This window comes from Streptomyces sp. G5(2025) (assembly GCF_049542075.1).
Lineage (GTDB): Bacteria > Actinomycetota > Actinomycetes > Streptomycetales > Streptomycetaceae > Streptomyces.
The window spans coordinates 5,713,929-5,727,136 of record NZ_JBMUZT010000006.1 but is presented as its reverse complement, the minus strand read 5'-3'; the positions used below and the strand labels follow the sequence as shown (position 1 = coordinate 5,727,136).

Sequence of the window (13,208 nt, the reverse complement as noted above, 5' to 3'; positions counted from 1 at the left end):
GCACACGTCTAGAACACATCTCCGTCCCGCCAGTCGATCAGGAGCTCGTGGGCCGGGTCGAGGTCCGGGCCCGCTCCCGCAGCAGCGGCGGATCCTCGTCCGGCAGGTGGACGACCCCACCCGGGCCGAGCGTGCCGACCGCGCCCCGCCACTCCTGCCACCCGCGCGCGAGGTAGAGCCGCCGCCCTTCCGACGACGCCGACAGCGCCCCCAGCGCGTACGCCCCGTCGATGACCCGCTCCAGTGCGCTCATCACCTGCCCACCGAGTCCCTGCCGCTGCCGGCCGGGACGGACGGCGACCGCTTCGACGTAACCGACCCGCAGCGAACGGCCGTTGTGCAGGATCCGCCGCTGCACCACGGAGCCGTGTGCGAGCAGCGTGCCCGCGCCGTCGTGGACCAGGGCGTGGATACCGCCGAGCCCGTGGTCCCAGTCCTCGTCGCTGAAGTCGCCGTCGAAGGCCTCGTCGAGCAGGGCGCGGGCGGCGCGCAGGGCGGTGGCGGTCAGGTCGCTGGTGTGGGCGGTACGCAAGGAGTTCTCCGGCACCTGCCCACCGTACCCAGCCCGGATCTGAGGGGTGTGATTGGTCTGCACCATGGCGCCGAGACCCCTGCCCACAGCAGAATCGGACACATGCCTAAGACCGAGCAGCAACGACAGTGGACCCCCATCCATGGCGAGCCCTACCGCTCCGTGCCGTACCGGCCCGAGCGCATGCCCGAGGACGAATCCCTGGCGCAGGCCGCCGAGTTGCGGGCGCGGATGCGGGAGCGGCGCACGGTGCGGCAGTTCGCCCCGGACCCGGTGCCCGCCCAAGTGGTGCGGGACGCCATCGCGTGCGCGGCGACGGCGCCGTCCGGCGCGCACCAGCAGCCGTGGACGTTCGCCCTCGTCCAGGACCCGGACGTCCGCCGCCGCATCCGCGAGGCCGCCGAGCACGAGGAGCAGATCTCGTACGACGGGCGGCTCGGCGAGGAGTGGCTCGCGGCCCTGCGCCCCCTCGGCACGGACGAGGTGAAGCCGCACCTGACGGACGCGCCCGCGCTGATCGTCGTCTTCCAGCAGCGCTACTGGCTCGGCGAGGACGGCACCAAGCACAAGCACTACTACGTCGACGAGTCGGTCGGCATCGCCGTGGGGATGCTGCTGTCCGCCCTGCATCTGTCCGGCCTCGCCGCGCTGATCCACACGCCGAGCCCGATGCGGTTCCTGTCCCAGGTGCTCGGCCGCCCCGAGAACGAGAAGGCGTTCGCGGTGATCCCCGTCGGGTATCCGGCGCCGGACTGCCAGGTTCCCGACCTCGTGCGCAAGTCGCTCGATCAGGTCCTCGTGGAGGTCTGAGCGGACACCAGCCGCGCCGACAGGGCCGGATAGTCGGTGTACCCCTCGGCGCCTTCTCCGTAGAGGAGGGTCTGGTCGATCTCCTGGAGGGGCGCCCCGACCGCGAACCGCTCCGGCAGGTCGGGGTTGGCGATGAACCCCCGTCCGTACGAGACGAGATCGGCGGCCCCGGACGCGAGCAGCGCCTCGCCCGCTTCCCGCGTCGTGGGGTCGCCGTTCTCGCCGACGTTGGCGATGAGGACGCCGTGCCAGCGGGGGCGCAGGTCGGCGAGGGCCGGATAGCGGTCGTTGTCGGTGAGGTGGAGGTAGGCGAGACCGAGCCCGTCGATCTCGTCGAGCAGCGCGCGGTAGACGGGGCCGGGGTCGGCCTCCGCCATGCCGAACTGCGGGTTGCCGGGCGACAGCCGCAGCCCGAGCCGTGCGGCGCCGATGGCGTCGGCGACCGCGCGCACGACCTCGACGGCGAAACGGATGCGGTCGGCGACCGATCCTCTGCCGTACTCGTCGTCGCGGAGGTTGCTGTTGTCCGCGAGGAACTGGTGGATCAAGTAGCTGTTGGCGCCGTGCAGTTCGACCCCGTCGAAGCCCGCCGCGATGGCGTTGCGGGCGGCGGCCACGAAGTCCTGGACGGCCGTGCGGATGTCGGCCGTGCTCATCTCGCGCGGTGTGACGGCGTCCGCCTTGCGGTGTCCGGGCACGTGGACGCGGCTCGGGTCCACGAGCACGGCGGACGGCGCGGCGGGCACGTCGCCGTCGACGCGGGACAGGGGGTGGCCGTGGCGGCCGCCGTGCATCAGCTGGGCGTAGATCCGGCCGCCCGCGGCGTGCACGGCGTCGGTGACGCGCCGCCAGCCCTCGATGTGCGCGGCGGTCTCAAGTCCCGGGTAGCGCCAGCCGCTCTGGCCGCGGCTGCTGGGCCAGATGCCCTCGGTGACGATGAGGCCGGCGCTCGCGCGCTGGGCGTAGTAGTCGGCGACGACCGGCAGCGGCGTACCGTCGGCCGTCGCCCGCAGCCGCGTCATGGGCGCCATGACCATGCGGTGGGGAAGGAGGCCGAGGGAGCCTGCGGAATAGGGCGTCAGAAGCGCGTTGTTCGTCATGCCGGAACGGTAGAAGTTGACACTGGTGTGAGTTTCAAGTGCGGAGGTCCCCGGGCATGAGAATCGGCGAGCTGGCGAGGCGCACCGCCGTGAGCGAGCGATCCCTGCGCTATTACGAGAAGCAGGGCCTGCTGTACGCGGACCGCACCTCGGGCGGCCACCGCGACTACCCGGAGAGCGCGGTCGACCGAGTGGTCCACATCCAGGAGCTGTTCGCGGCGGGCCTGTGCAGCGCGACGATCGTCGACCTCCTGCCGTGCATGCGGGACAAGGACGGCGGCCCCTCCGACCGGGCGACACCGTGGCTGGTCGACGAACTGACCCAGCAACGCGCGAGGATCGACCGCCAGGTCGAGGACCTGCTGCGGGCCAGGGAGGTCCTGGACGAAGTGATCACGGCGGCGTCCGGGGCGACCCGCTGACACCTCCCGACCCTGTAACCCCTTAACGCACATTGACCAGTTAGACGCGCGCGTGCTCTACTCACCCCTCATCAACCGTCAAAGTTCCATTGAGGGGTTAGAGATGAGCAGCGCGCACCACCAGGACCGAGCCCACCGCACCCACTACCGCTCCACCACCGTCCGGGGCCACGAGATCGCCTACCGCGAGGCGGGCCCCGCCGACGCCCCCGCCCTCCTCCTGCTGCACGGCTTCCCTACCAGCTCGCACATGTTCCGGGACCTCATCCCGCTGCTCTCCCACCGCTACCGCGTCATCGCCCCCGACCACATCGGCTTCGGCCGCTCGGCGGCGCCGGACGCCGATGAGTTCCCGTACACCTTCGCCGAACTCGCCGACGCCACCGCCGAGTTCACCGAACGGGTCGCCCTGGACCGCTTCGCGCTGTACGTCCAGGACTATGGCGCCCCGATCGGCCTGCGCCTCGCACTCGCCCACCCCGAGCGCGTCACCGCGGTCATCACGCAGAACGGCAACGCGTACGAGGAAGGCCTCGGCGCCGAGGCCTGGGCGCCGGTCCTCGCCTACATCGCGGACCCGAGCGAGAAGACCGCCGCGCCGGTCCGAAAGATCCGCTCCCTGGCGGGCATCACGTGGCAGTACACGCACGGCGTCCCGGACCCGAGCCTGCTGGACCCCGACGCCTGGCACCATGACGCCGCCCTGATGGCACGCGAGGGCCAGGACGCGATCCAGCTCGCGCTCATCGGCGACTACGGCAGCAACATCGCCCTGTACCCGGCGTTCCAGGAGTACTTCCGCACCTCCCAGGTCCCGCTGCTCGCGGCCTGGGGCGCCCACGACGAGATTTTCGTGCCGCACGGCGCCCTCGCCTTCCTGCGCGACCTCCCGGAGGCCGAGGTGCACCTGCTGCCCACCGGGCACTTCGCCCTGGAGACGCACGCCGCGCGGATCGCCGGGCTGATCGACGGTTTCCTGGCCCGGCTCCCGGACGCCCGGGTACGGTCGTGATCATGAACGCGACTCCCTCCCGCAGAGCCCTCCTTGGCGCCGCCGCCGTGGCCCCCGTCCTCCTGTCCGTGCCCGGCACCGCGCACGCCACCGCCTTCCCCGACGCCCGGCGGCGGCTGCGCGAGCTGGAGAAGGACTACCCGGGCCGCATCGGCCTGCACGCGCTGAACACCGGCACCGGCGCCACCCTCGGCCACCGCGCGGACGAACGCTTCGCCATCGCCTCGACGTTCAAGGTCCTGGCCGCCGCCGCGATCCTGCGCAGGGCGCGCGAGCAGGAGCCGGGGCTGCTCGACGTACTGATCCGGTACGGGCGCGAGGACCTGGTCACGTACTCGCCGAGGTGCGAGCTGCACCTCGAAACCGGCATGACCGTACGGGAGTTGTGCGACGCGACCATCACCTACAGCGACAACGCGGCCGGCAACCTGCTGATGCGGCGCATCGGCGGGCCGTCCGGCATCACCGAGTTCGCCCGCTCGCTCGGCGACTCCCGCACCCGCCTCGACCGGTGGGAGACCGACCTCAACACCAACATCCCCGGCGACCGGCGCGACACGACGACCCCGGCCGCCATGACCGCGAACCTGCGCAAGCTCGTCCTCGGCGACGCCCTGCACCCGCTCGACCGCGGCCAGCTCACCCGCTGGCTCCTGGAGAACACCACCGGCGACCAGCGCATCCGCGCCGGGCTCCCCGCGGGCTGGCGCGTCGGCGACAAGACCGGCTCGCCCGCTTACGGCGGCGTCAACGACGTCGCCGTCGCCTGGCCGCCGAAGGGCGGCGCGCCACTGGTCATCTCCGTGTACACCACGCGCCTCGACCCGGACACCCCCGGCGAGGACCGCATCGCCGCCGACATGACCCGCGTCGCCGTCGACGCCCTGGCCTGACGAGGCCGGGAAGACACACGACCTGACGAGGCCGGGAAAAACACACCGCCTCCGACCGGGGTGGGGCCCAGGTCGGAGGCGGGGTTCAGGGGCGGGCCGTGGCCGGCACGGCCCGGGGAGGGGGTCAGCCCATGTGCGGGTAGCCGTACTCCGTCGGCGGGACCAGCGTCTCCTTGATGGCGCGCGTCAGCGTCCACCGCTGGAGGTTCTGCGGGGCGCCCGCCTTGTCGTTGGTGCCGGAGCCGCGGCCGCCGCCGAAGGGCTGCTGGCCGACGACGGCGCCGGTCGACTTGTCGTTGATGTAGAAGTTGCCCGCCGCGTAGCGGAGCTTGTCCATCGTGTACGCGGCCGCCGCGCGGTCGCCCGCGATGACGGAGCCGGTGAGCGCGTAGTCCGAGACCGACTCCATCTGTGCCAGCATCTCGTCGTACGCCTCGGCCTTGCTGTCGTCGTACACATGCACCGCGAGGAACGGACCGAAGTACTCGGTCGTGAAGACCTCGTTGGCCGGGTCCGTGCACTCGACGACGGTCGGGCGCACGAAGTAGCCGACCGAGTCGTCGTAGGTGCCACCCGCGACGATCGTGCAGGTGTCGTCCGCCTTGGCGCGGTCGATGGCCGCCTTGTTCTTGGCGAAGGCGCGCTCGTCGATGACGGCGCCGATGAAGTTCGTCAGGTCGGTGACGTCACCCATCTTGATGCCGTCGACCTCCGCCGCGAACTCCTCCTTGAAACCGGAGTTCCAGATGGAGGCCGGGATGTACGCGCGCGAGGTGGCGGAGCACTTCTGGCCCTGGAACTCGAAGGCTCCGCGGGTCAGCGCGGTCTTGAGGATCGCGCGGTCGGCGCTCGGGTGGGCGACGACGAAGTCCTTGCCGCCGGTCTCGCCGACGAGGCGCGGGTAGGTGCGGTACTTCGCGATGTTCTCGCCGACCGTCTTCCACAGGTGCTGGAAGGTCGGGGTCGAGCCGGTGAAGTGGATGCCGGCCAGGTCGCGGTGGTGCAGGGCGACCTCGGAGACCGCGATGCCGTCGCCGGTGACGAGGTTGATGACGCCCTTGGGCAGCCCGGCCTCCTCCAGGAGCTGCATGAGCAGCACGGCGGCGTGGGTCTGCGTCGGGGACGGCTTCCACACGACCACGTTGCCCATCAGGGCCGGGGCGGTCGGGAGGTTGCCCGCGATGGCCGTGAAGTTGAACGGCGTGATCGCGTAGACGAAGCCTTCGAGCGGGCGGTGGTCCAGGCGGTTCCACACACCGGGGGCGTTCGCCGGGGGCTGCTCGGCGAGCAGGTCACGGGCGTACTTGACGTTGAAGCGCCAGAAGTCGACGAGCTCGCAGGGGGTGTCGATCTCGGCCTGCTGGGCGGTCTTCGACTGGCCGAGCATCGTGGAGGCGGCCAGCGTCTCGCGCCAGGGGCCGGACAGCAACTCGGCGGCGCGCAGGATGATCGCGGCACGGTCATCGAAGGACATCGCGCGCCACGCCGGGGCGGCGGCCAGGGCGGCGTCGATCGCGTCCTGGGCGTCCTGCTGGGTGGCGCCGCGGCCGTGGCCGATGACGGCCTGGTGGTTGTGCGGCTGCACGACCTGGAACGGCTCGCCGCCGCCCAGGCGCTTGACGCCGCCGATGGTCATCGGCAGCTCGATGGGGTTCTCGGCCAGCTCCTTGAGCTTGGTCTCCAGCCGGGCGCGCTCCGGGGAGCCGGGGGCGTAACCGTGCACCGGCTCGTTGACCGGGGCGGGGACCTGAGTGACAGCGTCCATGAGTTCCGTATCTCCTTAAAAGGGTCGAGGGGGTGGGAGCTCAGCCCTTGGTTCAGTCCTTGGTGAGGATGGAGCGGGCGAAGAAGAGGAGGTTCGCCGGCTTCTCCGCGAGACGGCGCATGAAGTAGCCGTACCAGTCGGTGCCGTACGCCGTGTAGACGCGCATCCGGTGGCCCTCGGCGGCCAGCCGCAGGTGCTCGTCACCGCGGATGCCGTACAGCATCTGGAATTCGTACTCATCCAGTTTGCGCCCCGCGCGCCGCGCGAGCTCCTGTGCGATGGAGATCAGGCGCGGGTCGTGGGACCCGATCATCGGGTACCCCTCGCCCTCCATCAGGATGCGCAGGACGCGGACGTACGCCTTGTCGATCTCGGCCTTGTCCTGGTACGCGACCGCGGCGGGCTCCTTGTAGGCGCCCTTCACGATACGCACGCGGCTGCCGTTCGCGGCGAGGCGGCGGGCGTCGGCCTCGGTGCGGAAGAGGTAGGCCTGGATGACGCAGCCGGTCTGCGGGAAGTCCTCGCGCAGCGCGTCGTGGATGGCGAACATCGAGTCGAGGGTGGTGTGGTCCTCGGCGTCCAGGGTGACGGTGGTGCCGATCGCGGCGGCGGCCTCGACGACGGGCCGGACGTTGCTCAGCGCGAGCTCGTGGCCGCCCTCCAGCGCCTGGCCGAACATGGACAGCTTCACGGACATCTCGGCCTTCGTGCCGAGGCCGAGGTCCTTCAGGCGGTCGATGAGCTCCAGATAGGCGTCGCGGGCCGCGTGGGACTGCTCGACGGTGGTGATGTCCTCGCCCACCACGTCGAGGGTGACCTCAAGGCCCTTGTCGGCGGCGTCGACGATGATCGGCACGACCTGGTCGACGCTCTCACCGGCGATGAACCGGGCCACGACCTGCTTGGTGCCGGGGGCCGCCGAGACGAAGCGGCGCATCTTGTCGCTGCGCGACGCGGCGAGGATCACGGGACCCAGCACGGGGCACCTCCACGGGTGTACGAAATCGAGTGCCCTACCGACATAGTCCTACTCAGAGGTGACAAAGCGGTACGGCACGGAGAACCACCGTGAAATCTAAGGATCACCCCCGCCCCGAACCATCGACACCTGTCACGCATCCGTGCCCTGGATCTCATACAGATGTCTGAGAAACGGGGCGCCCTGGGCGAGAATGGACAGGTGAAGGGCGACTACCAAGAACTGGTCGACGAGATCTCGGCGCTGCTCGGCGCTCCCGCGACCCTGGAGAACCGCGATTTCGAGCTGATCGCCTTCGGCGCGCACGACGGCGGAGAGGACGGGGACAGCGGCTTCGACGCGACCGCCCTCGACCCGGTCCGCACCCGCTCGATCCTGACGCGCCGCTCCACAGCCGAGGTCCGCGCCTGGTTCGAGGGCTTCGGCATCACCCGCGCCACGGGTCCGGTCCGTATCCCGCCCACCCCGGCGGCGGGCGTCCTGCGGGGCAGGATCTGCCTGCCCGTACGCCATCGGGGCTTCGCCCTGGGGTACGTATGGCTGCTCGACGGCGAGCCGGGCCCGACCGACCGGCAGCTGGGCGCCGCCATGGAGGTGACGGCCAGGATCGGCGCGCTACTGGCCGACGAGGCGCAGGCCGGCGCCGACCTGACCCGGGAGTTCCGCGCGGTCCTGACCGCTGAGCGGGGCTGGCAGCGGGACATGGCGGTGGCGTCCCTGCGCACCGCCCTCGGCTCCGGCGCCGAGGGACTGCACGCGGTGGTGTGCGTGGCGCCGTGGCCCTCCGCCGACCCGGAGGCCGCCCCCGCCGCCCGTACGGTGCCGTCCGCCGCCGCGATCTGCACGGTGCCGTGGGGCACGACAGGCCAGTCCATCGCGGCGCTGGTCCGGCTGCGCTCGGCCGACGCCCTCTCCCCCGCGCACACCGCGGCCGCGCGCCTCCTGGAGACCGCGCGGGGCGCCGCGGCCGGGAGCACCGCCGGGATCGCCGGGGCCCGGCACGGCCTGGAGGATCTGGGCGCCGCCTGGTGGGAGGCGTCAGGGGCGGCGCGCGCGGCGCTCGCCGAGCAACGCTTCGGCCCGGTGGCCCAGTGGTCGGACGTGGGCCCCTACCGGCTCCTGACGGCGCTGCCCCCGGAGGCGGCGCACGACCCGGTGGCCCGGCAGCTGCTGTCCCCGCCCACCGCGAACTGGCCCGCACCGCCGAGGTGTTCCTCGACTGCGCGGGCCAAGCGGGGCGCACGGCCGCGGAGTTGGGCATCCACCGCCAGACGCTCTATTACCGCCTCTCGCGCGTGGAACAGCTCACGGGCCTCGACCTGGACGAGGGCGAGGACCGGCTGCTGCTGCACATGGTCCTGAAGTCGTCACGACTGTAAGGGGCGCCCTCCACACGGGAGAACGAACCCCTCACGAAGCTCAGGCTGTTGGCCTCCGCCGTCGCCGTCTCCGCCATCGCGCTCTCCGGCACTGTCCTCACCACGGGCACCGCGGCGGCCTGGCAGTCAGGCGGACGGCACTCCCTCGCGCGCACCCGTTTCAGGCCCCGTCCCGCGCCCGGTCCATCACCCGCCGCAGTCCCTCGGTCAACTGCTCGGCGGTGGTCGCCGATTCCGGGTCGAAGAGCCACTGCACCATCAGGCCGTTGAGCAGCGTGGTGTAGAAGCGCCCCTCGGTCTCGACGACGTCGGCCGGGAGCACGCTCTCGTCGATGCCGGTGAACAGGGCGGCGAGTCCGCTGCGCCCCTCGCTCTGCGCCTTGATCAGCAGGTCGCGGATCCCCGCGAGACGCTCGCCCTGCGTGATGACCTCCAGAGACATCATCCAGATGGGGCGCGCTTCGGGGACCGAGCGAATGATGTTCGCCCACATCTTCTGGAAGTGCTCCAGGCCGCCCTTCTGGACGCCCCCCTCCTGCCGCACACCCTGGAAGCCCTCACCCATCGGCTCCATGAGCGCGATGTACGCCTCCACGAGCAGCGCGTCCTTGGACCCGTAGTGGTAACCGATGGACGCGAGGTTCGTACCGGACTCCTTCACGATGTCGCGGGCCGTCGTGCGGACGAACCCCTTCTCCAGCAGGCAGCGCTTGGCGCCTTCGAGCAGATCTTCACGGTGCCCCATACGGGCAGCCTACGCCGACCCATACGGACGTCCCATACCACCGTCTCACACGGCCGTTTTATACACTCGTACTAGACACCCGTATAAGACGCCCGTACAGTCACCGCCATGCAAACGAACCCGCACGCGCCCACCCGCGCCACCCGCGCCACCCGCGCCACCCGCGCCACCCGCAAGGAATGGACGGCCCTCGCCGTCCTGATGCTTCCCCTGCTCCTGGTCTCGATGGACGTCTCCGTCCTGTACTTCGCCATCCCGGAGGTCAGCGCGGACCTGCGACCGAGCGGCACCCAGCAGCTGTGGATCTTCGACATCTACGCGTTCGTGCTCGCCGGCCTGTTGATGACGATGGGCTCACTCGGCGACCGCATCGGCCGCCGCCGGCTCCTGCTGTTCGGCGCCGTCGCCTTCGGCGCCGCCTCGCTCGTCGCCGCGTACGCCAACAGCGCCGAGACCCTGATCGCGGCCCGCGCGGTCCTCGGCATCGGCGGCGCCACCCTGATGCCGTCCACCATGGCGCTGGTGCGCACCATGTTCCTCGACGCGGGTCAGCGCGCGAAGGCGATCGGCATCTGGACCGGCGTCATGGTCGCCGGCATCGCGCTCGGCTCGGTGATGAGCGGCGTCCTCGTCGAGCACTTCTGGTGGGGCTCGGTGTTCCTGGTGAACCTGCCCGCGATGGTCTTGCTCCTGCTCCTCGCGCCCCTGCTGATCCCGGAGTCCAAGGATCCGGCGCCGGGCCGCTTCGACCTGCTGAGCGTGCCGCTGTCGATGGCCGCGGTGCTGCCGCTGGTCTGGGGCCTGAAGGAGATGCCCGCCGAGGGCGTCCGGATCGAGTACGTCGCCTCGGTGGCCGTGGGCCTGCTCTTCGCCGCCCTGTTCGTCCACCGCCAGCGCACCACCGCCTCGCCGATGATCTCGCCGGACCTCTTCCGGGGGCACGGCCGCGCGTTCGGCACCGCCGTCTCACTGAACCTCGTCTCGTCCCTGGCGGTGATGGGCTCGGCGTACTTCACCACCCAGTACCTCCAGTCCGTCCTCGGCAAGAGCGCCATCGAGGCCGCTCTCTGGGCGCTCCTGCCGTCGGTGCCGATCGGCTTCGCGGCGCCTGCCGCCACCGCACTGGTGCAGCGCGGCATGGACCGCGCCCACGTCGTGGCCGCCGGCTTCGTCATCGCCGCCGGCGGCTACGGCCTGCTCGCTCTGGCCGGCACCGACTCGCTGTGGCTGGTCCTCACCGGCGCGGGCGTCCTGGCCTGCGGCGCGGTCGTCGTCGGCTCGCAGCTCACCGACCTGGCGCTCGGGGCCGCCCCGGCCGAGAAGGCGGGCTCCGCCTCGTCGCTCCTGGAGACGGGCCAGGAGTTCGGCGGCGCGCTGGGCATGGCGCTCCTCGGCTCCATCGGCAACGCGGTCTACCGCGACGCGATGCCCGGCTCCGCCCCGGCCGAGGCCCGCGAGACGCTCGGCGGCGCGGTGGCCACCGCCCACCACCTGCCGGGGCGCACGGCGGACACGCTCCTCACGACGGCGCGCGAGGCGTTCACCACCGGCATGCACGCCGCGACCCTGACCGGCGCGGTGATCCTGCTCGCGGCGGCGGTGCTGGCGATGGGCGCGCTGCGCGGAGCGGGTGTGCGGGAACCCGAAAACGCCGGACGAGCCGGAGAGATCTCCAGCCCGTCCGGCGTTTGAGGACGAACTCGGCGCAGCCGGTGATGACGGCGCCCAGGGCTCCGGGGCCCGAAGCCTCAGTCCGTGAGGTTCACCGCGCGGGCGGACTCCGCACCGATCTCCGCCGCGAGCTCGGTGAGGACCGGCTGCGGGACCGTGTCGTCGACGGTGAGGACCGCGAGGGCCTCGCCACCCACGTCGGCACGCGCGACCTGCATGCCCGCGATGTTGATGCCCGCCTCGCCGAGGACGCGGCCGACGGTGCCGACGACGCCGGGGCGGTCGGCGTACCGCAGGACGACCATGTGCTCGGCGAGCGCCAGGTCGACGTCGTACTCACCGATGGCGACGATCTTCTGGAGGTGCTTGGGCCCGGCCAGCGTGCCGGAGACGGCGATCTCCTCGCCGTCGGCGAGCGTGCCGCGCACCGTGACCACGTTGCGGTGGTCGGGCGACTCGGAGCTCGTGGTGAGGCGGACCTCGACGCCGCGCTCCTGGGCGAACAGCGGCGCGTTCACGTAGGAGACGGTCTCGTCGACGACGTCCTCGAACACGCCCTTCAGCGCGGACAGTTCGAGGACCTTCACGTCGTGCTGGGTGATCTCGCCGTACACCTCGACGTCGAGGCGGGCGGCGACCTCGCTGGCGAGGGCGGTGAAGATCCGGCCGAGCTTCTCGGCGAGCGGCAGACCGGGGCGGACGTCCTCGGCGATGACGCCACCCTGGACGTTCACCGCGTCGGGCACGAGCTCACCGGCGAGGGCCAGGCGCACCGACTTGGCGACGGCGATGCCCGCCTTCTCCTGCGCCTCGTCCGTGGAGGCGCCGAGGTGCGGGGTGCAGACGACCTGGTCGAACTGGAAGAGCGGGGAGTCCGTGCAGGGCTCCTTCGCGTACACGTCCAGACCGGCGCCCGCGACGCGGCCCTCCTTGAGGGCGGAGTACAGCGCCTCCTCGTCGACGATCCCGCCGCGCGCGGCGTTGACGATGCGGACGGTCGGCTTGACCTTGTGCAGCGCCTCGTCACCGATGAGGCCGAGGGTCTCGGGGGTCTTCGGGAGGTGCACGGTGATGAAGTCGGAGACTTCGAGCAGCTCGTCGAGTGAGAGGACCTTCACGCCCATCTGCGCGGCGCGCGCGGGCTGCACGTACGGGTCGTAGGCGACGACCTTCATGCCGAAGGCGCTCATGCGCTGGGCGACGAGGGCACCGATGCGGCCGAGGCCCACGACACCGAGGGTCTTCTCGGCCAGCTCGACGCCCGTGTACTTGGAGCGCTTCCACTCGCCGTTCTTCAAAGCGGAGTTGGCCTGGGGGATGTTGCGCGCGGTGGCCAGGAGCAGGCCGCAGGCCAGCTCGGCGGCCGTCACGATGTTCGACGTCGGGGCGTTCACGACCATGACGCCGGCCTTGGTGGCGGCGGACACGTCGACGTTGTCGAGACCGACGCCCGCGCGGGCGACGACCCTCAGCTTCTTGGCGGCGGCGATGGCCTCGGCGTCGACCTTGGTCGCGGAGCGGACCAGAATCGCGTCGACGTCGGCGATGGCGGGCAGCAGCTCGGCGCGGTCCGCGCCGTTGCACTGCCGGATCTCGAAGTCCGGGCCCAGGGCGTCGACAGTGGCCGGCGACAGCTCTTCAGCGATGAGTACGACGGGTTTGCCGGTGGCAGCAGTGCTCACGTGAGTCCTCACAAGTCCCTTGCGGACGGCCGTCCCGACGGCCGCAGGCGGAGTCGCTTAGCCGCGTGGAAGACGCACGACGCTGTGGGCCCGACGCGAATGTTGAACAGAAGCATAGTGGCGCCGAACGGATCAGCATGCGCCTCTACGGAAGGATCACCCGTCCGTGGCTGGACGCGGTGGACAAGGGCCGGGGCTTGCGCCCCGGCCCTGTGCCG

Annotated in this window: 10 protein-coding genes and 2 pseudogenes; 6 read left to right on the top strand and 6 right to left on the bottom strand. The window is 71.4% G+C overall.

Features of this window, described 5'->3' with window-relative positions; all coding sequences use genetic code 11:
- Positions 1–8: 8 nt before the first annotated feature.
- Positions 9–598, bottom strand: a pseudogene (locus ACOBQB_RS36860) (GNAT family N-acetyltransferase).
- A 36-nt stretch (positions 599–634) separates the two neighbouring features.
- Between ACOBQB_RS36860 and ACOBQB_RS36855 the strand changes: the two are divergent.
- Positions 635–1,342 carry a nitroreductase family protein gene (locus ACOBQB_RS36855; protein WP_423598254.1) on the top strand — a complete coding sequence of 236 codons (708 nt, stop codon included), beginning with the start codon at positions 635–637 and terminating at the stop codon, positions 1,340–1,342.
- Here ACOBQB_RS36855 and ACOBQB_RS36850 read toward each other — a convergent pair.
- Complete coding sequence (locus ACOBQB_RS36850) at positions 1,321–2,442, bottom strand: alkene reductase (RefSeq protein ID WP_423598252.1); 1,122 nt, start codon at positions 2,440–2,442, stop codon at positions 1,321–1,323. The genes ACOBQB_RS36855 and ACOBQB_RS36850 overlap by 22 nt on opposite strands.
- 56 nt (positions 2,443–2,498) lie before the next feature.
- Here ACOBQB_RS36850 and ACOBQB_RS36845 point away from each other — a divergent pair, with 56 nt between their 5' ends.
- From ACOBQB_RS36845 to bla, 3 genes are all read left to right on the top strand, one after another.
- Positions 2,499–2,864 (top strand): MerR family transcriptional regulator, encoded by a 366-nt coding sequence (locus tag ACOBQB_RS36845; RefSeq protein WP_423598250.1) that lies wholly within the window; start codon positions 2,499–2,501, stop codon positions 2,862–2,864.
- A 103-nt stretch (positions 2,865–2,967) separates the two neighbouring features.
- Positions 2,968–3,876 carry an alpha/beta fold hydrolase gene (locus ACOBQB_RS36840; protein ID WP_423598248.1) on the top strand — a complete coding sequence of 303 codons (909 nt, stop codon included), beginning with the start codon at positions 2,968–2,970 and terminating at the stop codon, positions 3,874–3,876.
- Positions 3,877–3,878: 2 nt separating this feature from the next.
- The gene (gene bla / locus ACOBQB_RS36835) at positions 3,879–4,769 is read left to right on the top strand and encodes a class A beta-lactamase (RefSeq protein WP_423598246.1); all 891 of its coding nucleotides are present in this window, start codon (positions 3,879–3,881) and stop codon (positions 4,767–4,769) included.
- 124 nt (positions 4,770–4,893) lie between these two features.
- Here the strand turns inward: bla and pruA are convergent, their stop codons facing one another.
- Together pruA and ACOBQB_RS36825 are read right to left on the bottom strand one after the other, a co-directional pair.
- The gene (gene pruA, locus ACOBQB_RS36830) at positions 4,894–6,534 is read right to left on the bottom strand and encodes an L-glutamate gamma-semialdehyde dehydrogenase (protein ID WP_423598244.1); all 1,641 of its coding nucleotides are present in this window, start codon (positions 6,532–6,534) and stop codon (positions 4,894–4,896) included.
- Positions 6,535–6,586: 52 nt separating this feature from the next.
- On the bottom strand, positions 6,587–7,513 hold the full coding sequence (locus ACOBQB_RS36825; RefSeq protein WP_423598242.1) for a proline dehydrogenase family protein: 927 nt from the start codon (positions 7,511–7,513) through the stop codon (positions 6,587–6,589).
- 162 nt (positions 7,514–7,675) lie between these two features.
- On the opposite strand from ACOBQB_RS36825, the pseudogene ACOBQB_RS36820 reads away from it, so the two are divergent.
- Positions 7,676–8,892 (top strand): annotated as a pseudogene (locus tag ACOBQB_RS36820) (PucR family transcriptional regulator).
- A gap of 160 nt (positions 8,893–9,052) precedes the next feature.
- Here the strand turns inward: ACOBQB_RS36820 and ACOBQB_RS36815 are convergent.
- Positions 9,053–9,637: a TetR/AcrR family transcriptional regulator gene (locus ACOBQB_RS36815; RefSeq protein ID WP_423598240.1), complete on the bottom strand. Its 585-nt coding sequence runs from the start codon at positions 9,635–9,637 to the stop codon at positions 9,053–9,055.
- 108 nt (positions 9,638–9,745) lie between these two features.
- Between ACOBQB_RS36815 and ACOBQB_RS36810 the strand changes: the two genes are divergently transcribed.
- The gene (locus tag ACOBQB_RS36810; protein ID WP_423598238.1) at positions 9,746–11,329 is read left to right on the top strand and encodes an MFS transporter; all 1,584 of its coding nucleotides are present in this window, start codon (positions 9,746–9,748) and stop codon (positions 11,327–11,329) included.
- Between the two features lie 56 nt (positions 11,330–11,385).
- Here the strand turns inward: ACOBQB_RS36810 and serA are convergent, their stop codons facing one another.
- Positions 11,386–12,990, bottom strand: coding sequence for a phosphoglycerate dehydrogenase (serA, locus tag ACOBQB_RS36805; RefSeq protein WP_423598236.1), 1,605 nt, complete (start codon positions 12,988–12,990; stop codon positions 11,386–11,388).
- Between the last annotated feature and the right edge of the window lie 218 nt (positions 12,991–13,208).